Here is a 20,837-nt window from a genome sequence, read left to right as displayed (position 1 = left end):
AATGATTGATCGACAATTAGTCGAGCAAAAGAAACTTTTTCCTTTTCAGTTGTGAACCAGGTATATACCAGTTATAATAAAGGAAATGAAAGGGCGGATATACGTTATGTCGAATCAACTACCAGTCTATATACAAATCTATGATCAGATCAAAAGTGAAATCGAACAAGGTATTTGGAAAATCGGTGATCGCCTTCCTTCTGAAAGAGAATTGGCAGTGAAATTCAATGTTAGTCGAATGACTTTACGTCAAGCCATTCAAAACCTGGCTGATGAAGGGATTTTGGAAAGAAAAATTGGCTCAGGTACATATGTAGCAAGAGAAAAAGTCCAAGAAAAGATGTCGGGTGCGACCAGTTTTACTGAAATTATGGAATCACAGAATCGAGTACCCTCTAGTCGGACAATCTCTTATTTTTTAACTTCCCCAAGTTCTAGTGAAATGGAGAAGCTGCAACTAGAAAAAGACGAAACGATTCTTCGTATGGAACGAATTCGTTATGCTGATGATATACCAATCTGTTTTGAAGTAGCCAGTATCCCGCAAAAGATTATTGCAGACTATAGTAAATCTGAAATTACCAATTCTCTTTATCGGGTACTCGAAGAGAAAAGTGGGCATAAGATCGGGGCAGCTAATCAAACAATCACAGCCATTCTTGCTTCAGAAAAAATTACAGAATATTTAGAAGTAAAAAAAGGAGATGCTGTGTTACGTTTACGCCAAACTTCTTATTTTGATGACGGTACCCCATTTGAATATGTTCGTACGCAATATGTAGGAAATCGTTTTGAATTTTATTTAGAGAAATAAAAGAGAGACACGAAACAGTCCAAATAAAGAAGAACCTGAGACAAGTTTTGTCCTAGGCTCTTCTTTTTTGATTTCGAGATCAGCGGATAGAGTGATTACTGGTCAGCTTCTACCAGTTGTTCATGATAGGAAATTGGACCATCTGTAAATTCCACCTGTCCATTCAATAATTCAACGACTGCTGTTTTAAATGCAGTAACTTCTGTTTCTACAATCAAACAGTGAACCGTGACTTTGTCTGTGTAGATCGTTTCTTTTATAGGAATATGTTTCAACTCAAGCATATTTTCTAATTTACCTAATTGCGGATAGGTGATATGGACAGCTATTTCTTGCTGTTGTGTTCCTTCAACGATCCCGATTTCAATTAGTGCGTGAGAAACAGCCTGTGTATAGGCACGAATCAAACCACCGGTACCCAATTTTGTCCCACCAAAATAGCGTGTGACGACAGCGACCACATTGATCAATTCATTTTTTTTTAGTACTTCCAGCATTGGGACACCTGCCGTACCACTAGGCTCACCGTCATCACTACTGCGTTGAATTTCATTTTTTTCACCGAGAACGAAAGCACTACAGTTATGGTTTGCTTTCCAATGCTCTTTTTTCATTGCCTGAATAAACGCTTTAGCTTCTGCTTCCGTTTCAATTCGTTTCATAGAGCAAATAAAACGAGATTTTTTGACTTCGATTTCTGCTTGACCGTCTGCTTGGATGGTTCTATAACTATTCAGCGTGATGCTTCCTCCTTACAAGTAGTTGATAATAGTCAAAGTATAATGAATTATTCCTTTAGTTTCAACACTTATAATACTTGAGTAATGAAGAGAGTCTATGGGATAATAGAAGAAAGAAAGGTGAGATGGGGATGAAAGAACGCATAAAAAAATATGACGCCATCACCCAATATTTAAAAAATAACGGGGGATCACAGGTTACTTTAACATTTACACAGATCGACGAACTTCTTTTTCCAAGTTATGGGCTCCCTAAATCAGCTAGACAAAGCACTGATTGGTGGGCAAATGATTATAAGCACCCAGAAAAAGGAGCATATGGCTGGATCAATGCTGGCTACGAGGTTGTGGTGATCAATTTAAAAAAAGAATATGTTGTGTTCAATCAATTAGTTAAATCGAGTTGGCTATTCGACTGATAAGAAAACGTTGACATTATCTTGCTTTTTTGTATAATAATCACACAAGCAAAAAAAGAAATCGTTTGCAAAAGTTAAAAGAATGGAGAGAGTAAAATGACTAAAAAAACAATCATGCTCGTATGTTCTGCTGGGATGAGTACCAGTTTACTTGTAACAAAAATGCAAAAAGCTGCTGAAGAACAAGGAATTGATACGGATATTTTTGCCGTATCAGCTTCTGATGCCGATAATCAGCTAGCTTCTAAAGAAGTTGATGTTTTGCTGTTGGGACCACAAGTCCGCTTCATGAAAGCTGATTTTGAAAAACGTCTAGAGCCAAAAGGAATCCCATTAGATATTATCAATATGGCAGATTATGGGTTGATGAATGGCGAAAAAGTATTACAACAAGCCATCCATTTAATTGAAAACAAATAAAGGACAGAGCATACTAAGATGTTCATATCGGAAATAAGCCGAAAAATCCAGCGAATAGGGCGCCTATTCAAGGATTTTTCGGCTTATTTTCAATACCAACAGTTTCAGCCAATATATTTTCCACATCTTTTGGAAGAATAGGCTGATGAAGCGTATCTTCTTTTAGGGGGTAACAACAGTTAACGAATATATAAATATATAGTCTATATTATCAATATTTAGCATACTCCTATTGAGGTGAAAACTATGACCATGTATTCAATAGGAGAATTTGGAAAACAGATAGGCGTAACACCACAAATCTTAAGAAATTGGGATAAAAAAGGTAAATTAAAACCTGCCCATGTTTCACAAGGTGGTACTCGTTATTATTTTGAAGAACAACGAAATCAATTCTTAGGAATCGTTGGAAGAAAGAAACCTAAGCGAATAACTCTTGGCTATCGTAGAGTAAGTTCAAACAAACAAAAAAATGATTTAGAACGTCAAATTGAGAATGTAAAAACCTACATGATTGCACGAGGATACCAATTTGATATGATTCGAGATATTGGAAGTGGCATCAACTACAATAAAAAAGGATTAAATCAGTTGATAGATAGAATTACCAACGGAGAAATCGAAAAGGTAGTCATTCTATATAAAGACCGATTCATTCGTTTTGGTTATGAGCTTATTGAAAACCTTTGTAATAAATATGGCACGGAAATCGAAATAATAGACAATACGGAAAAGACTGAAGAGCAAGAACTCGTAGAGGACCTAATCCAGATTGTCACCTTATTTAGTTGTCGATTACAAGGAAAACGAGCAAATAAAGCGAAGAAAATGATTAAGGAGTTGATGGAAGATGATACGAGCCAAGAAAGTAAGGCTATGCCCGACTAAAGAGCAAGAAAAACAATTGTGGCAATCAAGCGGAACAGCTCGATGGATTTTTAACTGGACGTTAAAAATGCAAGAAATGAACCATCGATTCGGAGGTAAATTTATCTCCAATAATGACTTACGCAAGCATATCACTAAAATGAAAAAACGACCTAAGTACGTTTGGTTGAACAATGTTTCCAATAATATTGCCAAGCAGGCAGTAAAAGACGCTTGTGATGCTTATAAAAAGTGGTTTAATAGCATGACAGGGAAAAGTTGTTTAAAGGCTGAAAAACCCCGCTTTAAATCAAGAAAGAAATCTAAACCTGCTTTTTATAATGACACTATAAAACTGAAAGTCAAACCAAAATCAGTTTTACTTGAAAAAATCGGTTGGGTAAAAACCAGTGAACAACTACCAATGAATAGGAAGTATTCTAATCCAAGAGTCTCGTTTGATGGCAAGTATTGGTATATTTCAGTTGGAATTGATGAAGAGCAACCAGTACAGCACTTAACAGGTGAGATCCTGGGGATTGACCTTGGTATAAAAGACTTAGCGATTGTTTCTAATGGAAGAGTCTACAAAAATATTAATAAAACAGGAAAAGTAAGAAAGATTGAGAAACGTTTACATCGGTTACAGCGTAAAGTCTCTCGAAAATACGAATGGAATAAGGAGGGAAACCGATTTGTCAAAACGTGTAACATCTATAAATTAGAAAAAGAAATTCGGCATACACATCGAAAATTAGCAAATATTCGTCAGAACCACATTCATCAGACAACAACGGAGATAGTGAAAACCAAACCATCGAAAATCGTGGTAGAAACGTTGAATGTAAAGGGAATGATGAAAAATAAACACTTAGCAAAATTAGTCGCACAACAAAAATTCTATGAGTTCAAACGCCAACTACAGTATAAATGTGAAGATTACGGCATTGAATTAGTAGAAGCAGATAAATTTTATCCAAGCTCCAAACTATGCCATGAATGTGGTCATAAGAAAGTAGACTTGAAATTGTCTGACCGCACCTATCATTGTGAAGAATGCGGATATACAGCAGATAGAGATTATAATGCAAGTTTAAATTTAGCTAGTTATATTGCTTAATCTACGAGCTTCTACTGATACAGAAACGTAGATATGTAGGATTCGTTGTATCCGAATTAACGCCTGCGGAGTGTTAGAGCAAACGAGAGTAGCGAGGAAGTGGCAAAATCGGACACGTAGAAACAGGAAATAAACATAAATCTGACAACTTTTATAGTTGGTTAGAAATATTTATAGATTTTTGGCAACGGATCAGATGGAAAAAAGTAGTTTATGCAGTTTATATGGTAGACGATTACTTACGAGAGACTTGAGAGAATGGACAGAGAGTTTTGAACAGATTCGCTATCAGAAACTAGCCGCCATTCATTTACAAGGGAATTGGCTAAAATGTAATCGGTGCAACAAGCGAACAAAAATAGGTAAAATAGAGAAAAATCAACCGATCTTCTTTTGTCCTGTTTGTCTTTTTTTAGGTCGTTGTGACAACACACAAGAATTATTTTTATTTGAACAACCTGAGTTGCCGAAAAGAAATGTCTGTTTTACTTGGACAGGAAAGTTAACGCCAACTCAACAAGCGATTTCTACGAACTTGGTCACTGATGTCTCGGGAAAACAGCACATGATTTGGGCTGTGACAGGAGCGGGAAAGACTGAGATGCTTTATGAAAAGGTCATAAAAACGTTAGAAAAAGGCGGACGAGTCGCATTAGTTTCACCTAGGGTTGATGTGTGCAACGAACTTTACCTACGTTTTTGTGGCGTTTTTCCAGAAGAAGACATTGTCCTGCTTCATGGAAAAAAGAAAGAAGCCTATCGCTTTAGTCCATTCGTGATTGCGACTACGCATCAGCTGTATCGTTTTTATCAGGCGTTTGATCTGTTAGTCGTCGATGAGGTGGATGCGTTCCCTTTTGCAGGAGATCCTGGGTTAGCTTATGCTGTTGAAACTGCAATTAAACCAAAAGGAACCTTTATCTATTTAAGTGCGACACCTAATGAGCAGCTACTGAAAAAAATCCGTTCAACCTTTTTGATCCATCAATTGCCCCTTCGCTTCCATCAACGGTTATTGCCTGAACCACATTTGTTTTTTTGGAATGACTGGCCGAATAAATGTTTGAAAGAAAAAAAACTTCGACCACTTTTGAAGTGTCTAAACATGCTGCTCCAACAAAATCATGTCTTATTATTTTGTCCGTCGATTGCCTTGATGAATCGATTAGCCTCACTGTTAAAGCGTTGTTTACCCATGTACCGTATTACCGATGCATCCGCAAAAGATCCAAACCGTTCAGAAAAAGTTCAGCAAATGAGAAAGCAACAATATGATGTGTTACTTACTACAATGATTTTGGAACGTGGGGTAACATTTGCAAATGTGTCAGTGATCGTCTTAGGCGCTGATCACCGTGTTTTTACTAAATCTTCCCTTGTACAAATCGCTGGTCGAGCCGATCGAAAGGGAGATTTTACCAATAGCCAAGTCTATTTTTTCTATGAAGAACTGACAAAAGCTATCAAATTAGCCTGTCGTGAGATCAAAGAAATGAATCGTCAGGGAAAAAAGCAGCTTGCTATGAAAAATAGTGAGCCTAGAGGAGAAAAAACACATGAATCGTTGTAGTTATTGTCAAAAACAAGTCATCCGAAATTTGAAAATCAGCGAGATTCTTGGGTTGGGAAAGATTCTTCCTCAAATTTGTGAGGACTGTTCAAATTTGTTTCGTCCGATAAATAAACAGCAAAGCTGTCGAACTTGCCAGAAAGAACTGCCTGGTGATATTACGTATTGTGAAGATTGTATTGCCTGGAAAAACGACTATCCCAATTATGATTTCAGTCATCATGCTTGTTTTTACTATGATTCAGCCTTCAAAGAATGGTTAAAGCGCTATAAATTTATGGGAGATGTCCGACTGGCAGGTACATTTGCTAAACAGTTGCAAATAATACAACAAGAATTTAGCGATTATCAAATCTGTCCAATCCCACTAGCAACTGCTCGTTTAAAAGAACGTGGGTTTAATCAGGTCATTGAAATGTTGAGAGTAGCTAAAATACCTTATAGTCAACTGCTGACTCGCTCTGATCATTCACTTCCACAATCCCAAAAAACACGTCAGGAACGTTTAAAAACTACCCAACCTTTCAAATTAGCTGTTGTTCCAACGATCATCAAAGGGAAAAAAGTATTGTTGGTAGACGATGTCTATACGACGGGGCAAACCCTTTTCCATGCTGCTTCTTGTTTATTGCCACATGCTCCTGAAAAAATCCGCACCTTTTCGCTAGCTCGATAAATAAATGAAAAACGAATGTCCTTGATAGCGATTTAGTTTGCAAATGGATTAGAGTTCGATATAATGGTAGTAAGAAGAGGGAAAGAGTGGTCCTTTTCCTTCTTGATTGTGGTAGACGAAAGGGGTAATTTTTATGTTTAGATACAATGTACGCGGTGAAAATATCGAAGTAACTGAAGCGATTCGTGACTACGTTGAGAAAAAAGTAGGAAAACTTGAACGCTATTTCAGTGATGCACCCGATGCTACAGCACATGTAAATTTAAAAGTTTATACTGAAAAAACAGCGAAAGTGGAAGTAACTATTCCATTACCTTATCTTGTATTGCGTGCCGAAGAAACATCACCTGATCTTTATGCAAGTATTGATTTGGTAGTTGACAAATTGGAACGACAAATCCGCAAATTCAAAACAAAAATTAACCGTAAATCTCGCGAAACCGGTATGAACACAGCTGATGCAGCGGTATTATTCAATAACGAAGCTGACGATGCCGATCATGAAAATGATTCTGAATTAGACATTGTCCGTACGAAACGTTTATCACTGAAACCAATGGACAGTGAAGAGGCTGTTCTACAAATGAACATGCTTGGTCATAATTTCTTTATTTTTGAAGATGCAGAAACCAATGGTACAAGTATCGTTTACCGTCGTAAAGATGGCAAATACGGTTTGATTGAAACCGACTGATAAATAACAATTAGAAAAAGCAGTAAAAAGCTTGTGGCAAACCCTTCACGGTTTGCCACAGCTTCTTTTTTGTCTACGTCAGAAATTGTGAATTAATTGTGAATATATTACATTAATTGTGTTAAGATATTTCAATTATCTAGAACTAATGATAAAATAGAAACTAGAATCTACATAATCTGGATAATATATGTAAAAAGGAGATTATACAACGCATGGCCAATTTTATTCGTTCGATTATCGAAAATGATAAAAAAGAACTAAAACGTTTAGATCGTATTGCTAAAAAAGTAGAAGATCATGCTGACGAAATGGCAGCATTAACAGATGAACAATTACAAGCAAAAACAGCTGAGTTTAAAGCTCGCTATCAAAAAGGGGAAACTTTAGATCAATTATTACCGGAAGCCTTTGCGGTAGTTCGTGAAGCTGCCAAACGAGTGTTGGGACTTTATCCTTACCATGTACAATTGATGGGGGGGATCGTTCTTCACGATGGAAATATCCCAGAGATGCGTACTGGTGAAGGGAAAACTTTAACAGCGACAATGCCGGTTTATTTGAATGCATTGACGGGAGAAGGCGTTCACGTCGTTACTGTCAATGAATACCTGGCTACTCGTGACTCCTCTGAAATGGGCGAATTATACAACTTTTTAGGTTTAACAGTTGGCTTGAATATCAATTCAAAATCAGCGGACGAAAAACGAGATGCTTACAATTGTGATATTACCTATAGTACCAATAATGAATTAGGTTTCGACTATCTAAGAGACAACATGGTCGTTTATCGTCATCAAATGGTTCAAAGACCATTGAATTATGCGATTGTCGATGAAGTCGATTCGATCTTGATCGATGAAGCAAGAACACCGTTGATTATTTCAGGTCAAGCTGAAAAATCAACAGCTTTATATACAAGAACAGATAATTTTGTGAAACGTTTGAAAGAAGAAGAAGATTATAAAATCGATGTGCAATCGAAAACAATCAGCTTGACTGAAGCGGGGATCGAGAAAGCCGAAGAAACATTTGGCTTAGAAAATCTATATGATATTGAAAATACTGCCTTAACCCACCATCTGGATCAAGCATTGCGTGCCAACTATATCATGATCTTGGATATTGATTATGTGGTCCAAGATGGAAAAGTCTTGATCGTTGACCAATTTACTGGTCGTATCATGGATGGACGCCGCTACTCTGATGGATTACATCAGGCGATTGAAGCAAAAGAAGGCGTAGAGATCGAAGACGAAACGAAAACGATGGCGACAATCACGTTCCAGAACTATTTCCGAATGTATAAGAAACTGTCAGGTATGACTGGTACAGCAAAAACAGAAGAAGAAGAGTTTCGGGAAATCTATAATATTCAAGTTTGTCAAATCCCAACAAATCGTCCAGTCATTCGTGACGACCGACCAGATTTGTTATATCCAACATTGACTAGCAAGTTCCAAGCGGTGGTGCAAGACATCAAAGAACGTTACCGCAAAGGACAACCTGTTCTTGTCGGAACGGTAGCAGTAGAAACTTCAGAATTATTGTCTGATATGTTGAATCGTGAACGTATCCCACATGAAGTATTGAATGCAAAAAACCACTTCAAAGAAGCGGAAATCATCATGAATGCTGGTCAAAAAGGTGCGGTGACGATTGCAACGAATATGGCTGGACGTGGTACAGATATCAAGTTGGGACTTGGTGTCAGAGAACTAGGCGGACTAGCTGTTATCGGGACAGAACGTCATGAATCACGTCGTATCGATAACCAATTACGTGGTAGGGCTGGACGTCAAGGAGACCCAGGGATGTCTCAATTCTATCTTTCATTGGAAGATGATCTAATGAAACGATTTGGTTCTGAACGGATCAAAGCATTCTTAGATCGCATGAAAATCGGTGAAGAGGATGCAGTGATCCAAAGTAAGATGCTGACAAAACAAGTGGAATCAGCACAAAAACGTGTCGAAGGAAATAACTACGATACTCGTAAAAATGTCTTACAATACGATGATGTAATGCGAGAACAACGCGAAGTTATCTACAAACAACGTCAAGAAGTCATCATGGAAGAAACAAGTTTGTCTAAACCAATGATGAATATGATCAAACGTACGATTAGTCGGGTAGTAGATGCACACACACAACTAGAAAAAGACAACTGGAACCTTGAAGGAATCGTTGATTTTGCAGGTAGTACATTAGTCCATGAAGATAGCATCTCAATCGATGATCTTAAAGGGAAAGAACCGCAACAGATCAAAGAATATTTAAATGAGTTAGCACAAGAAGTATTTAATACGAAAGCTAACCAGCTCAACGGACCTGAACAATTACTAGAATTTGAAAAAGTAGTCATTCTACGAGTAGTGGATTCGAAATGGACCGATCATATCGATGCTATGGATCAATTACGCCAATCAATCGGTCTTAGAGCATATGGACAAAACAATCCATTGGTTGAGTATCAAACAGAAGGATACAAGATGTTTGAAGAGATGGTTGGAGCGATCGAATATGAAGTGACTCGTCTCTTTATGAAAGCTGAGATTCGTCAAAATGTTCAACGGGAGCAAGTGTCAACCGGCGAAGCAGTTCAACCAACTACCGGTGATGCAAAAGAAAATAGCAACACAAGTGCCAAAAAACAACCGGTTCACGTGAACAAAGTAGGCAGAAATGATCCTTGTCCATGTGGTAGCGGGAAAAAATATAAAAACTGTCATGGAAAAGATGAGAACTAATTTTTGACAGCTGGCAGATAAGATTGGTGAGATCGGTTCTTTTTGATTAAGAATCGACTCACCTTCTTTCTGTTATGAAGCGTTTCTGTTAAACTAAAGTGGTTGAATAAAACATAAAATAATGTAGATAGAAAGAGGGAAGTTTATGGAGATTTCAGAAATCCGTAACTTATTAGCTGAGATGGAAGAAAAGGTCACAAGTTTCAGGAGGTCTCTTTGACTTAGATCGGTTGGAAGAAGACATCGCTGAAGCTGAAGCCAAAATGGCAGAGCCTGGTTTTTGGGATGATAGCGAAACAGCACAAAAAGTGATCAATGAAAACAACACAAATAAAGAAACGTATGATCAATTCAATGCGTTAGCTGAAGAATTAGAAGAGTTAGCCCTAATGGTAGAAATGTTGCAAGAAGAACCAGATGCTCAAATGCAACAAGAAGCAGAAGATAGAATCCAACTATTAGACGAAAAAATGAAGACGTATGAATTAGCCATGCTTTTAGATGGTCCATATGATCGCAACCATGCAATCGTCGAACTTCATCCTGGAGCAGGGGGTACAGAATCCCAAGACTGGGGAAGTATGTTGTTACGCATGTATACACGTTGGGCAGAACAACATGGCTACCAAGTGGAAACATTGGATTACCAAGCAGGGGATGAAGCAGGAATAAAAAGTGTGACTTTACTGATCAAAGGGCATAATGCATATGGCTATTTAAAATCGGAAAAAGGTGTCCACCGTCTTGTTCGGATCTCCCCATTTGATTCAGCCAAACGGCGCCACACTTCGTTTTGTTCGGTCGATGTGATGCCAGAACTAGATGAAACGATTGATGTTGCCATCAACCCAGATGACTTGAAGATCGATACGTACCGAGCAAGCGGTGCTGGAGGACAACATATCAATAAAACAGAGTCTGCCGTTCGGATCACTCATCTTCCAACAGGAACGGTCGTAGCTAGTCAAGCGCAGCGTTCACAATTAAAAAACCGAGAACAAGCAATGAGCATGTTGAAAGCGAAATTGTATCAACTTGAGGTTGAAAAGAAAGAACAAGAAGCTGCAGCATTGCGTGGGGAGCAAAAAGAAATTGGTTGGGGTTCACAAATTCGTTCCTATGTCTTCCATCCATATTCAATGGTAAAAGATCACCGGACAAACGTAGAAACTGGTAATGTTCAAGCTGTAATGGATGGCGATTTAGACTTATTTATTGACGGATATTTAAAAATGCACCTCTAAATAGTTGACTTTAATTGAAATAAAATTGTAAGCTTTTGAAAGCAAGATGAAACATTACCATGCTATAATGGTGAGAGACTGAGAAAAGATATGGAGAGAACGCCATGATTGAAATGAAGGATGTCATGAAAAAGTACTCAAATGGTACGACTGCAATCCGAAATTTATCGGTTGTTATCGATCAAGGAGAGTTCGTTTATGTAGTTGGTCCATCAGGGGCTGGGAAATCTACATTCATCAAATTGATGTATCGAGAAGAAAAAGCGTCAAAAGGAACCTTAAATGTTGCTGGTCATGATTTAATGGCAATCAAAAACAAAGATGTTCCTTACTTACGCAGAGAAATCGGGGTAGTTTTCCAAGACTACAAACTGTTGCCGAGAAAAACAGTTTACGAAAATGTCGCTTATGCGATGCAAGTAATCGGTAGAAAACCACGAGATATCAAAAAACGTGTGATGGAAGTGTTAGATCTTGTTGGATTGAAACATAAAGTGCGTGTTTTTCCAAGTGAGCTATCTGGTGGGGAACAGCAACGGGTATCGATTGCCCGTGCAATCGTAAATACGCCGAAAGTATTGATTGCTGACGAACCTACAGGAAATCTAGATCCGGAGAATTCTTGGGAGATCATGAAGTTATTGGACCGAATCAATGCTCAAGGGACAACGGTCGTTATGGCAACCCATAACAGTACGATCGTGAATACAATTCGTCATCGAGTGATCGCCATCGAAAATGGACGAATCATACGTGACCAAGCGGAAGGGGAATATGGATACGATGATTAGAACCTTTTTCCGACATTTATTAGAGAGTATCAAGAGTTTAAAGCGTAACGGCTGGATGACTGTCGCTTCAGTGAGTGCCGTGACGATCACATTAACATTAGTTGGGGTGTTCATGGCTGTGATCATGAATGCAACGAAACTAGCCGAAGATATCGAAGGTAACGTAGATGTTTCTGTTTTCGTTGATATTGGCACGAATGAAAAAGATATGAAGACTCTTGAAAAACAATTAAAAGAGATTGATCACGTCAAAAGTGTCAAATTCTCAAGTAAAGACCAAGAGTTGAAAAAGATCCAGGATGCTATGGGGAATTCATGGAGTTTATTTGAAGGAGATAATAACCCGTTATATGATGTTTATGTCGTTCAAACGTCAGAACCTTCTTATACGAAACAAGTATCTCAAGAAGCCGGAAAATTAGCGAATGTTTCTCGCGCGGATTACGGTGGAACGTCTTCAGATAAAATTCTTAAGCTTGCAGGAACCGTTCGAACATGGGGCTTAGCTGCAGCAGCATTATTATTGTTTATTGCAATGTTTTTGATTTCAAATACAATCAGAATCACGATCTTATCTCGCCAAAAAGAAATTCAAATCATGCGATTAGTTGGTGCCAAAAACGGCTACATTCGTTGGCCATTCTTTTTAGAAGGTGGCTGGATTGGTTTGATCGGTGCAATTATTCCGGTATTGCTGATTACATTTGGGTACCAAGAAGTATTCCGAATGCTTAACCCTTCATTATTGCGCTCCCACTATTCCTTGATCCAACCACAGGATATCGTGTGGAAAATCAACGCTTTGATGGCTGGGATCGGAATCATTATCGGTTCATTAGGATCAATTATTTCGATGAGAAGATTCTTGAAGTTTTAATTCATTTCCATCGTTTCACCATATGAAAGGATGGAACGAGTTGTTTCAAGAAGATCCAACAACTTTAAAGTTTAAATGGATGATTCAATGAATCAGCAGACAGAAATTCATTTTTCTGTCTGCTTTTTTAGTTGAGATTGGGACAAAACTCGTCTCAGTCTCTTCTAGTATCTCTAAAAACGAATAAACGGCGTTCAAGAAGCAACTCCTCAACAATAAGCGATGATTTTCTAAAATATGAGGAGCTATTTTAAAAAATCCTCTCTTATTCGCTCGGAGCTAAACGCTTCTTTCACGACCTCTTGCTAAACGGTGTTCAAATATCAGCTCCTTGAAATAAGCCTGAATTTTTCAAAACATGAGAAGCTGTTTCAAAAAATTCTTTCTTATTGTCATCAGAGCTACCCGATGTTTTCACGACCTCTGATTCACGGTGAGACAAAAGCAGCATCTTCGGAAAATTTGCCGAAATTTACCAAAAATTTGAGAAGCACCAAGCAGATAACAATCAACATCAAAAACTAGTTTTTGTGTTTCTTGTAAATTTTCGGAAATTCCTTCTTATTTCTTGATGCTAAACACTTTTGTCTCAATCTCTTTGTAAAGCGCTATCATTTTTTGTCTCATAATATAAAATAAAAAAATAATATCAAGTAATGATCAATAGGGGGTCATATTGGTTCAGCAGTAGGTATTTTAATTCATTGAGATCATTATCTGTCTGATACTTTCACTTTACTTTAAAAAACAACTCGGCTATTCTTAAGTAGGTGTAAAAGTGAAGAGGTGAGCCATGAGAGTAGTTGTTGATAATTTTTTTACGATCATCTTAATTGCGAATATCTTATTATCAATTGTCATTGTTTTTCGTGAACGAAAAGAAACCGCTCAGACATGGGCATGGTTGTTAGTATTAATGTTTATTCCGATTGTCGGTTTTCTTTTATATATCTTTTTTGGCAGAGGTATTTCACAAGACAAGATCTTTGATTTGAAGATCCAAGGGAAAATCGGGAAAAACTTGGAAATTGAAGAAGACAAACAAGCCTTGATGCGAGGACTTTATCCGCATCCACCAACAGGACAAGTTGATGTCAAGCAACTAATCTATATGCTGACAGTGTTTGAAAGTACATTGTACACAACTGGAAATGAAGTGACTTTATTTACGGATGGACGAGAAAAATTTGATGCATTGATTGAAGACATCAAGCAGGCAAAAGATCATATCCATCTACAATATTATATTTATCGGGGCGATGCTCTGGGTAAGGAAGTGCGTGACGCGCTGACTGAAGCAGCTCAAAGAGGGGTTAAAGTCCGTGTATTATTAGATGCTTGGGGGTCTACCCAAGTAAATGCAAAATTTTTCCACGAATTACAGGTAGCTGGTGGTGAAGTCGCTTTTTTCTTTCCACTATTTGTCCCTTATATCAATCCACGAATCAATTATCGAAACCATCGGAAAATCGTTGTCATTGATGGGAAAATTGGTTATACTGGTGGATTTAATGTAGGAAACGAATATTTAGGAGAAGTTTCAAAGTTTGGTTATTGGCGAGACAATCATTTGCGAATCTATGGGGAAGCAGTTTATACGCTACAAAATCGTTTTTTGATGGATTGGAACTCGCAGCACGTGAAAGAAGTCAGCTATGCACCAAAATTTTTCCCAAAAATTGATTCTGTAGGTACTTTAGCACTTCAAATCGTCACAAGTGGCCCAGATTCTGAGCATGAACAAATCAAATTGACTTATTTAAAAATGATTTCATTAGCAAAAAAAGAAATATTGATTCAAACGCCTTACTATATCCCAGATGAATCCATTCATGAAGCATTGAAATTAGCCTTGCTTTCTGGTGTCAAAGTTCAGATTCAGATTCCCAATAAACCTGATCATCCGTTAGTCTATTGGGCGACTTATTCTTTTGCAGCAGAACTAATCGAATATGGTGCAGTGATCGAAACCTATGAAAATGGGTTTATCCATGCTAAGACCATGATCATTGACAGTGGAATAGTTTCAATTGGTTCAGCAAATATTGATGTCCGTTCATTCAAATTAGACTTTGAAGTGAATGCGTTGATCTATGATGAAGGAATGGCGACTCACGTAAGAAAAGCTTTCTTTGCTGATTCAAGAAAGTCACAACTGTTAACCAAAGAACGCTATGAAAATCGAGGATTTATCATCAAATTAAAAGAAGGTTTGGCACGATTGATCTCGCCATTATTATAATTGCTACTTCCAGCTAATCAAAAAGGACATGAGGGAGGCGTCTAAGACGTCAGCTCATGTCCTTTTTCTGTCGGGGCCATTTCTGTAAACTGTCAGAAATGGAGAAAGCGTCTCACAGGAACAAAACTAACTTTGGGGTACTTCTTGTTTTTGGGGAAAGCAAGAAATAAGTTAGATAATGTTTGATAAAGAGACACATTTCAAAGCCAGTATAGCATAGAATAACCTAATGAGATAGTGTTTTTTTATTAATAATCATTATTTTTGTTATTTTATAATTTTAATTCGTTTTCAAGTATTTTGTTAAATGTTAAAATGAACTTACTTTAGGACTGAAGGAGATTTCTAAATGAAAAAATTAAAATTACTTTTACCAATAATAGGATTAACTATTCTTTTATCAGGTTGTTCAAAATGGATCGATCGAGGAGAATCCATTACAGCTGTCGGGTCTTCCGCATTGCAACCATTAGTTGAAACAGTCGCTGAATCTTTTCAGGCTGCAAACCCTGGGAAATTCATCAATGTCCAAGGAGGAGGAAGTGGAACTGGATTATCTCAAGTCCAATCTGGAGCAGTAGATATCGGGAATTCTGATTTATTTGCGGAGGAAAAATCTGGAATCGATGCATCTGCTTTAGTTGATCATCGGGTGGCTGTAGTTGGGATCACACCGATCGTTAACAAGGAAGTGGGCGTTAAAGACATCTCAATGGAAAACTTACGGAAGTTATTTACGGGTGAAATCACCAACTGGAAAGAACTTGGCGGGAAAGACCAACCAGTGGTTATTTTAAATCGTGCATCAGGAAGTGGGACACGTAGTACTTTTGAAAAATGGGTCCTTGATGGAGAAACGGCGATTCGTGCGCAAGAACAAGATTCAAGCGGAATGGTGCGACAAATCGTTGCAGATACTCCAGGAGCAATTAGTTATGTCGCTTTCTCATATGTAACCAACGATGTGGCTACTTTGAGTATTGATGGTGTAGAGCCAACCGATGATAACGTTACGACCAATAAATGGATCATTTGGGCTTATGAACATATGTATACAAAAAATCAACCAAAACAGTTAACGAAAGAGTTTTTAAACTACATGCTATCAGAAGAAGTTCAAAATAATATCGTAGGTGAATTAGGTTATATTCCGGTTTCACGTATGCAAGTAGAACGTGATTGGGAAGGAAATATTGTAAAATAATCATCTTTACACAATCTTTACAAACTTCGCATAAATTTTACATGTTATTAAACTCAAATTGATGTTCGCTTTGTACACTGTATAAGTATGTTAAACCTTACTGGGGGGGAATCATCTGTGGAAGATGTGAAAAAAGTATTATTAACAAAATCAAAACGTTCAAAAATGGAGCAGCGTGGTAAATTCATCAGCTTCTTATGTATCGCCTTGATCGTTCTAGTAGTAGTAGCCATTTTTTATTTTGTTGCAAGTAAAGGATTAGCGACCTTTTTCGTTGATAAGATCAACGTATTTGATTTCTTGTTTGGAACAAATTGGAATCCTGGACAAATTGGTGCGGATGGTAAACCGATGGTCGGGGCATTACCAATGATCGCTGGTTCGTTTATCGTTACTTTTTTATCTGCGATCATCGCGACACCTTTTGCCATCGGTGCAGCGGTCTTCATGACAGAGATATCTCCAAAAAATGGCACAAAAATCTTGCAACCAGTCATTGAACTATTAGTTGGTATTCCATCTGTTGTTTATGGTTTTATTGGATTATCAGTCATCGTACCATTTATCCGAAACATTTTTGGCGGAACTGGTTTTGGTATTTTAGCTGGGACATTTGTTTTGTTTGTCATGATCTTACCAACTGTGACGACTATGACAGTCGATGCCTTAAAAGCTGTGCCGCGTCATTATCGTGAAGCATCATTAGCTTTAGGAGCTACACGTTGGCAAACGATCTATAAAGTCGTTTTACGAGCTGCTGTACCGGGAATCTTGACAGCCGTTGTATTTGGTATGGCACGTGCATTTGGTGAAGCATTAGCGATCCAAATGGTCATCGGGAATGCTGCCTTGATGCCAACAGGATTAACAACTCCTGCTTCAACATTGACATCGATTTTAACAATGGGGATCGGAAATACGATCATGGGAACAATTGAAAACAACGTGTTATGGTCATTAGCTTTGATCTTGCTATTGATGTCATTAATCTTTAATATTGTGATCCGAATGATTGGTAAGAAAGGGGCATTGAAATAATGAACGCAAAACGCTCTGATAAAATCGCAACAGGAGTCCTTTATGCAATATCGGGAATTATTGTATTGATCTTAGCTGCGTTACTTTTATATATTTTAGTTCGAGGAATTCCTCATATCTCTTGGTCATTTTTAACTGAACCATCAAAAGCCTATCAAGTAGGTGGCGGAATCGGTATCCAATTATTTAACTCGATTTATTTATTATTGATCACGATGATCATTAGTTTTCCGCTTTCTTTAGGAGCCGGTATTTACCTTTCTGAATATGCTGGTAAAAACTGGTTGACTGATGTTATCCGTACTTCAATTGAAATATTAAGCTCATTACCATCTGTAGTTGTTGGTTTGTTTGGCTTTTTAGTTTTTGTTATCCAATTCCAGTATGGCTTCTCCATTATCTCTGGGGCACTAGCTTTAACAGTTTTTAACTTACCTCTATTGACGAGAACGGTAGAAGAATCTTTACAAGCGGTGCATTACACACAGCGTGAGGCAGGGCTTGCATTAGGTTTGTCACGTTGGGAAACAGTGATTCGTGTAGTTGTACCTGAGGCAACTCCAGGGATTTTAACAGGAGTCATTTTAAGCTCAGGGAGAATTTTTGGGGAAGCAGCAGCTTTGATCTATACAGCTGGGCAAAGCGCACCTGCACTTGATTTCTCAAACTGGAATCCATTGAGTGTCTCTAGTCCAATCAGTATTTTCCGTCAAGCTGAAACACTAGCTGTTCATATTTGGAAAATCAATACGGAAGGAACGATGCCAGATGGCGTATCAGTATCTGCTGGAGCATCTGCGGTCTTAATTATCGCAGTATTACTATTCAATTTTGGTGCTCGTGCGATTGGTAAACGTTTGTACCGGAAAATGACTTCAGCTTAAGGAGAAGAAGTAAGATGAAAGAATATAATTGGAATGAAAGAAATATCATCACAATGGGTCAAGAAAAAGAAATTGCCCTTTATACAGATGATCTTCATGTTTGGTACGGTGACAACGAAGCGATCAAAGGTGTTGATCTGGAATTTGAAAAGAATAAGATCACAGCTTTAATCGGTCCTTCTGGCTGTGGTAAGTCTACTTATTTACGTTCGTTGAATCGGATGAATGATGGGATCGCAAATACTAAGGTAACTGGTAAAATCATGTACAAAGATGTCGATATCAATGCGCCACAAATTGATGTCTATGAGATGCGTAAGCGAATCGGAATGGTTTTCCAACGACCAAATCCATTTAGTAAATCAATCTATGAAAATATCACGTTTGCATTGAAGCAACATGGCGAAAAGAACAAGAAGAAATTAGATGAGATCGTTGAGACCAGCTTGAAACAAGCAGCATTATGGGATCAAGTAAAAGATAGCCTGGATAAAAGTGCTTTAGCCTTGTCAGGTGGTCAACAACAACGTTTATGTATTGCACGTGCGATTGCGATGAAACCGGATATCTTGTTATTAGATGAGCCAGCCAGCGCACTTGATCCGATTTCTACTGGGACAGTAGAAGAAACATTGGTGAATCTAAAAGATGATTACACGATCATCATTGTGACCCATAACATGCAACAAGCAGCTCGTATCAGTGACTATACTGCCTTTTTCTACTTAGGAAAAGCGATCGAATACGATAAAACGAATAAGATATTTACTAGACCAAAAATTAAAGCGACCGAAGATTATGTATCGGGTCATTTTGGGTAAGACGGAGGATTCGTTATGACAAAAGAAATTATCTCATCAAAAGATCTTCACTTATATTATGGAAAAAAAGAAGCGTTAAAAGGAATCGATCTAAGCTTCAATCAAGGCGAAATCACAGCGATGATTGGTCCTTCTGGCTGTGGTAAATCAACTTATCTACGCTCATTGAATCGAATGAATGATTTGATACCGAGTGTGACGATCACTGGAAGTGTCCTGTATAAAGGAAAAGATATCTATGGCCCTAAAACGGACATTGTTGAATTGCGTAAAGAAATTGGAATGGTCTTCCAACAACCAAATCCTTTTCCCTTTTCGATTTACGAAAATGTGATCTATGGGTTAAAACTAAAAGGCGAAAAAGATAAAAAAGTCCTTGATCAAGTAGTCGAAGAAAGTTTAAAGGCTGCATCTGTGTGGGATGATGTCAAAGACAAACTGCATAAAAGTGCCTTATCCTTATCAGGTGGTCAACAACAACGGGTATGCATTGCAAGAGTGTTAGCCGTCAATCCAGAAATTATTTTGTTAGATGAGCCAACTAGTGCGCTTGATCCTGTTTCTACTGGGAAAATTGAAAGCATGCTCTTGGAATTAAAGGAAAGATATACTATGATTATAGTTACGCATAATATGTCACAAGCTTCACGGATTTCTGATAAAACAGCCTTTTTCTTAGATGGGAATTTAATTGAGTTCAATGATACGAAAAAAATCTTTATGACTCCAGAAAAACAAGAAACGGAAGACTATATCTCAGGGCGATTTGGATAAGGAGGAAACGAAATGTTACGTACACAGTTTGAAGAAGAACTACTTAACCTTCATAATCAATTTTATGAGATGGGGATGATGGTAAGTAGTGCAGTGCATAAATCAGTTCGTTCTTATATCAAACATGATAAAGCACTTGCTCAAGAAGTGATCGAAAATGATATTAAAATCAACGACATGGAAACACGTTTAGAGAAAAAAAGTTTTGAAATGATTGCTTTGCAACAACCAGTGACTACAGACTTACGGATGATTATTACCGTGATGAAAGCTAGTTCTGATTTGGAACGAATGGCAGATCATGCGGTTTCAGTTGCCAAATCAACGATCCGTGTGAAAGGTCAAACCAGAATCCCAGAGATCGAAAAAGAAATCTCTGATATGTCTGATTATGTCAAAAAAATGGTGGACAATGTGTTGGTTGCTTACGTCAAAACGGATGAAAAAGATGCTCGAACGATCGCAAATATGGATCAACGGGTCAATGATTATTTCAATCGTATCTACAATGCAACGATCAAAAATATGCAGTCTGATCCAGAAACAGTCATCAGTGGGACAGATTATCTAAATGTTGCCAGCTACTTAGAACGGATTGGCGATTATGTAACGAATATTTGTGAATGGATCGTGTATCTAGCTACAGGAAAAATCACCGAATTAAACTCAAATCATAACGAAATTTTCTAACTCTTGAAGATTGGAAAGTAACGATCAACGTGTGAGTTATGAGTAATAAGCCGAAAAATTCCTAAATAGGAAATATCCTAGGAATTCTTCGGTTTTTTTGTAACTTGAAGACTTAGAGTGAATATTGCTGACTTCTCTGAGAGAAAAAGGTCAAGACTAATTGTCATTTGTATAATCGAAATTCAGCGACTAGTCTTTGTTT

The 20,837-nt window shown here is 37.7% G+C and carries 20 protein-coding genes; 19 read left to right on the top strand and 1 reads right to left on the bottom strand.

Annotated elements, in window-relative coordinates; translation table 11 throughout:
• Nucleotides 1-106: 106 nt before the first annotated feature.
• Nucleotides 107-814 (top strand): GntR family transcriptional regulator, encoded by a 708-nt coding sequence (locus IGL30_RS09125; RefSeq protein ID WP_088745280.1) that lies wholly within the window; start codon nt 107-109, stop codon nt 812-814.
• A 95-nt stretch (nt 815-909) separates the two neighbouring features.
• On the opposite strand, the gene IGL30_RS09120 is transcribed toward IGL30_RS09125, so the two are convergent.
• Nucleotides 910-1,557, bottom strand: a complete 648-nt coding sequence (locus tag IGL30_RS09120) for a YigZ family protein (RefSeq protein WP_063627399.1) — start codon at nt 1,555-1,557, stop codon at nt 910-912.
• 128 nt (nt 1,558-1,685) lie between these two features.
• Between IGL30_RS09120 and IGL30_RS09115 the strand changes: the two genes are divergently transcribed.
• The 18 genes from IGL30_RS09115 to phoU all read left to right on the top strand — a co-directional run bounded on the left by IGL30_RS09115 (nt 1,686) and on the right by phoU (nt 20,635).
• A complete protein-coding gene (locus tag IGL30_RS09115) occupies nt 1,686-1,973 on the top strand; it encodes a DUF7662 domain-containing protein (protein ID WP_010718578.1) in 288 nt (95 codons plus the stop codon).
• Between the two features lie 96 nt (nt 1,974-2,069).
• A complete protein-coding gene (locus IGL30_RS09110) occupies nt 2,070-2,393 on the top strand; it encodes a PTS sugar transporter subunit IIB (RefSeq protein WP_010718577.1) in 324 nt (107 codons plus the stop codon).
• Nucleotides 2,394-2,639: 246 nt separating this feature from the next.
• Complete coding sequence (locus tag IGL30_RS09105) at nt 2,640-3,281, top strand: IS607 family transposase (protein WP_010718576.1); 642 nt, start codon at nt 2,640-2,642, stop codon at nt 3,279-3,281.
• Nucleotides 3,244-4,380 carry an RNA-guided endonuclease InsQ/TnpB family protein gene (locus IGL30_RS09100; protein ID WP_430618187.1) on the top strand — a complete coding sequence of 379 codons (1,137 nt, stop codon included), beginning with the start codon at nt 3,244-3,246 and terminating at the stop codon, nt 4,378-4,380. The genes IGL30_RS09105 and IGL30_RS09100 overlap by 38 nt, the downstream gene beginning before the upstream one ends.
• A gap of 196 nt (nt 4,381-4,576) precedes the next feature.
• Nucleotides 4,577-5,950: a DEAD/DEAH box helicase gene (locus tag IGL30_RS09095; protein WP_123874632.1), complete on the top strand. Its 1,374-nt coding sequence runs from the start codon at nt 4,577-4,579 to the stop codon at nt 5,948-5,950.
• Complete coding sequence (locus IGL30_RS09090) at nt 5,937-6,626, top strand: ComF family protein (protein ID WP_063627397.1); 690 nt, start codon at nt 5,937-5,939, stop codon at nt 6,624-6,626. The genes IGL30_RS09095 and IGL30_RS09090 overlap by 14 nt, the downstream gene beginning before the upstream one ends.
• Nucleotides 6,627-6,759: 133 nt before the next feature.
• The gene (hpf, locus tag IGL30_RS09085) at nt 6,760-7,320 is read left to right on the top strand and encodes a ribosome hibernation-promoting factor, HPF/YfiA family (protein WP_010718572.1); all 561 of its coding nucleotides are present in this window, start codon (nt 6,760-6,762) and stop codon (nt 7,318-7,320) included.
• Between the two features lie 215 nt (nt 7,321-7,535).
• On the top strand, nt 7,536-10,070 hold the full coding sequence (gene secA, locus IGL30_RS09080) for a preprotein translocase subunit SecA (protein ID WP_010718571.1): 2,535 nt from the start codon (nt 7,536-7,538) through the stop codon (nt 10,068-10,070).
• Nucleotides 10,071-10,215: 145 nt separating this feature from the next.
• Nucleotides 10,216-11,314 (top strand): peptide chain release factor 2 gene (prfB, locus tag IGL30_RS09075; protein WP_185068126.1). Its coding sequence is split into 2 segments (ribosomal slippage): nt 10,216-10,287 and nt 10,289-11,314, totalling 1,098 coding nucleotides; the frame shifts between segments, so codons are not numbered across the junction.
• Between the two features lie 104 nt (nt 11,315-11,418).
• The gene (gene ftsE, locus IGL30_RS09070) at nt 11,419-12,105 is read left to right on the top strand and encodes a cell division ATP-binding protein FtsE (protein ID WP_010718569.1); all 687 of its coding nucleotides are present in this window, start codon (nt 11,419-11,421) and stop codon (nt 12,103-12,105) included.
• A complete protein-coding gene (gene ftsX, locus IGL30_RS09065; RefSeq protein ID WP_278250225.1) occupies nt 12,098-12,982 on the top strand; it encodes a permease-like cell division protein FtsX in 885 nt (294 codons plus the stop codon). The genes ftsE and ftsX overlap by 8 nt, the downstream gene beginning before the upstream one ends.
• Before the next feature lie 793 nt (nt 12,983-13,775).
• Nucleotides 13,776-15,224, top strand: a complete 1,449-nt coding sequence (gene cls / locus IGL30_RS09060; RefSeq protein WP_010718567.1) for a cardiolipin synthase — start codon at nt 13,776-13,778, stop codon at nt 15,222-15,224.
• Between the two features lie 349 nt (nt 15,225-15,573).
• Nucleotides 15,574-16,428, top strand: coding sequence for a phosphate ABC transporter substrate-binding protein PstS (locus IGL30_RS09055; protein ID WP_010718566.1), 855 nt, complete (start codon nt 15,574-15,576; stop codon nt 16,426-16,428).
• A 117-nt stretch (nt 16,429-16,545) separates the two neighbouring features.
• Nucleotides 16,546-17,466, top strand: a complete 921-nt coding sequence (pstC, locus tag IGL30_RS09050; RefSeq protein ID WP_010718565.1) for a phosphate ABC transporter permease subunit PstC — start codon at nt 16,546-16,548, stop codon at nt 17,464-17,466.
• Nucleotides 17,466-18,350 carry a phosphate ABC transporter permease PstA gene (gene pstA / locus IGL30_RS09045; RefSeq protein WP_010718564.1) on the top strand — a complete coding sequence of 295 codons (885 nt, stop codon included), beginning with the start codon at nt 17,466-17,468 and terminating at the stop codon, nt 18,348-18,350. The genes pstC and pstA overlap by 1 nt, the downstream gene beginning before the upstream one ends.
• Nucleotides 18,351-18,364: 14 nt before the next feature.
• Complete coding sequence (gene pstB / locus IGL30_RS09040) at nt 18,365-19,171, top strand: phosphate ABC transporter ATP-binding protein PstB (RefSeq protein WP_010718563.1); 807 nt, start codon at nt 18,365-18,367, stop codon at nt 19,169-19,171.
• A 15-nt stretch (nt 19,172-19,186) separates the two neighbouring features.
• Nucleotides 19,187-19,945 carry a phosphate ABC transporter ATP-binding protein PstB gene (gene pstB / locus IGL30_RS09035; RefSeq protein ID WP_010718562.1) on the top strand — a complete coding sequence of 253 codons (759 nt, stop codon included), beginning with the start codon at nt 19,187-19,189 and terminating at the stop codon, nt 19,943-19,945.
• 12 nt (nt 19,946-19,957) lie between these two features.
• On the top strand, nt 19,958-20,635 hold the full coding sequence (phoU, locus tag IGL30_RS09030; RefSeq protein WP_010718561.1) for a phosphate signaling complex protein PhoU: 678 nt from the start codon (nt 19,958-19,960) through the stop codon (nt 20,633-20,635).
• Nucleotides 20,636-20,837 lie beyond the last annotated feature (202 nt).

Origin of the sequence: Enterococcus sp. DIV1089c (assembly GCF_050530965.1) — a bacterium.
Taxonomy (GTDB): Bacteria; Bacillota; Bacilli; order Lactobacillales; family Enterococcaceae; genus Enterococcus_B; species Enterococcus_B hirae.
This window is presented reverse-complemented; position numbering and strand designations above follow the sequence as displayed.

Coding starts and splice junctions, on each gene's coding strand:
- IGL30_RS09125 (WP_088745280.1), top strand. CDS start 107: ATGTCGAATCAACTACCAGTCTATATACAAATCTATGATCAGATCAAA.
- IGL30_RS09115 (WP_010718578.1), top strand. CDS start 1,686: ATGAAAGAACGCATAAAAAAATATGACGCCATCACCCAATATTTAAAA.
- IGL30_RS09110 (WP_010718577.1), top strand. CDS start 2,070: ATGACTAAAAAAACAATCATGCTCGTATGTTCTGCTGGGATGAGTACC.
- IGL30_RS09105 (WP_010718576.1), top strand. CDS start 2,640: ATGACCATGTATTCAATAGGAGAATTTGGAAAACAGATAGGCGTAACA.
- IGL30_RS09100 (WP_430618187.1), top strand. CDS start 3,244: ATGATACGAGCCAAGAAAGTAAGGCTATGCCCGACTAAAGAGCAAGAA.
- IGL30_RS09095 (WP_123874632.1), top strand. CDS start 4,577: ATGGAAAAAAGTAGTTTATGCAGTTTATATGGTAGACGATTACTTACG.
- IGL30_RS09090 (WP_063627397.1), top strand. CDS start 5,937: ATGAATCGTTGTAGTTATTGTCAAAAACAAGTCATCCGAAATTTGAAA.
- hpf (WP_010718572.1), top strand. CDS start 6,760: ATGTTTAGATACAATGTACGCGGTGAAAATATCGAAGTAACTGAAGCG.
- secA (WP_010718571.1), top strand. CDS start 7,536: ATGGCCAATTTTATTCGTTCGATTATCGAAAATGATAAAAAAGAACTA.
- ftsE (WP_010718569.1), top strand. CDS start 11,419: ATGATTGAAATGAAGGATGTCATGAAAAAGTACTCAAATGGTACGACT.
- ftsX (WP_278250225.1), top strand. CDS start 12,098: ATGATTAGAACCTTTTTCCGACATTTATTAGAGAGTATCAAGAGTTTA.
- cls (WP_010718567.1), top strand. CDS start 13,776: ATGAGAGTAGTTGTTGATAATTTTTTTACGATCATCTTAATTGCGAAT.
- IGL30_RS09055 (WP_010718566.1), top strand. CDS start 15,574: ATGAAAAAATTAAAATTACTTTTACCAATAATAGGATTAACTATTCTT.
- pstA (WP_010718564.1), top strand. CDS start 17,466: ATGAACGCAAAACGCTCTGATAAAATCGCAACAGGAGTCCTTTATGCA.
- pstB (WP_010718563.1), top strand. CDS start 18,365: ATGAAAGAATATAATTGGAATGAAAGAAATATCATCACAATGGGTCAA.
- pstB (WP_010718562.1), top strand. CDS start 19,187: ATGACAAAAGAAATTATCTCATCAAAAGATCTTCACTTATATTATGGA.
- phoU (WP_010718561.1), top strand. CDS start 19,958: ATGTTACGTACACAGTTTGAAGAAGAACTACTTAACCTTCATAATCAA.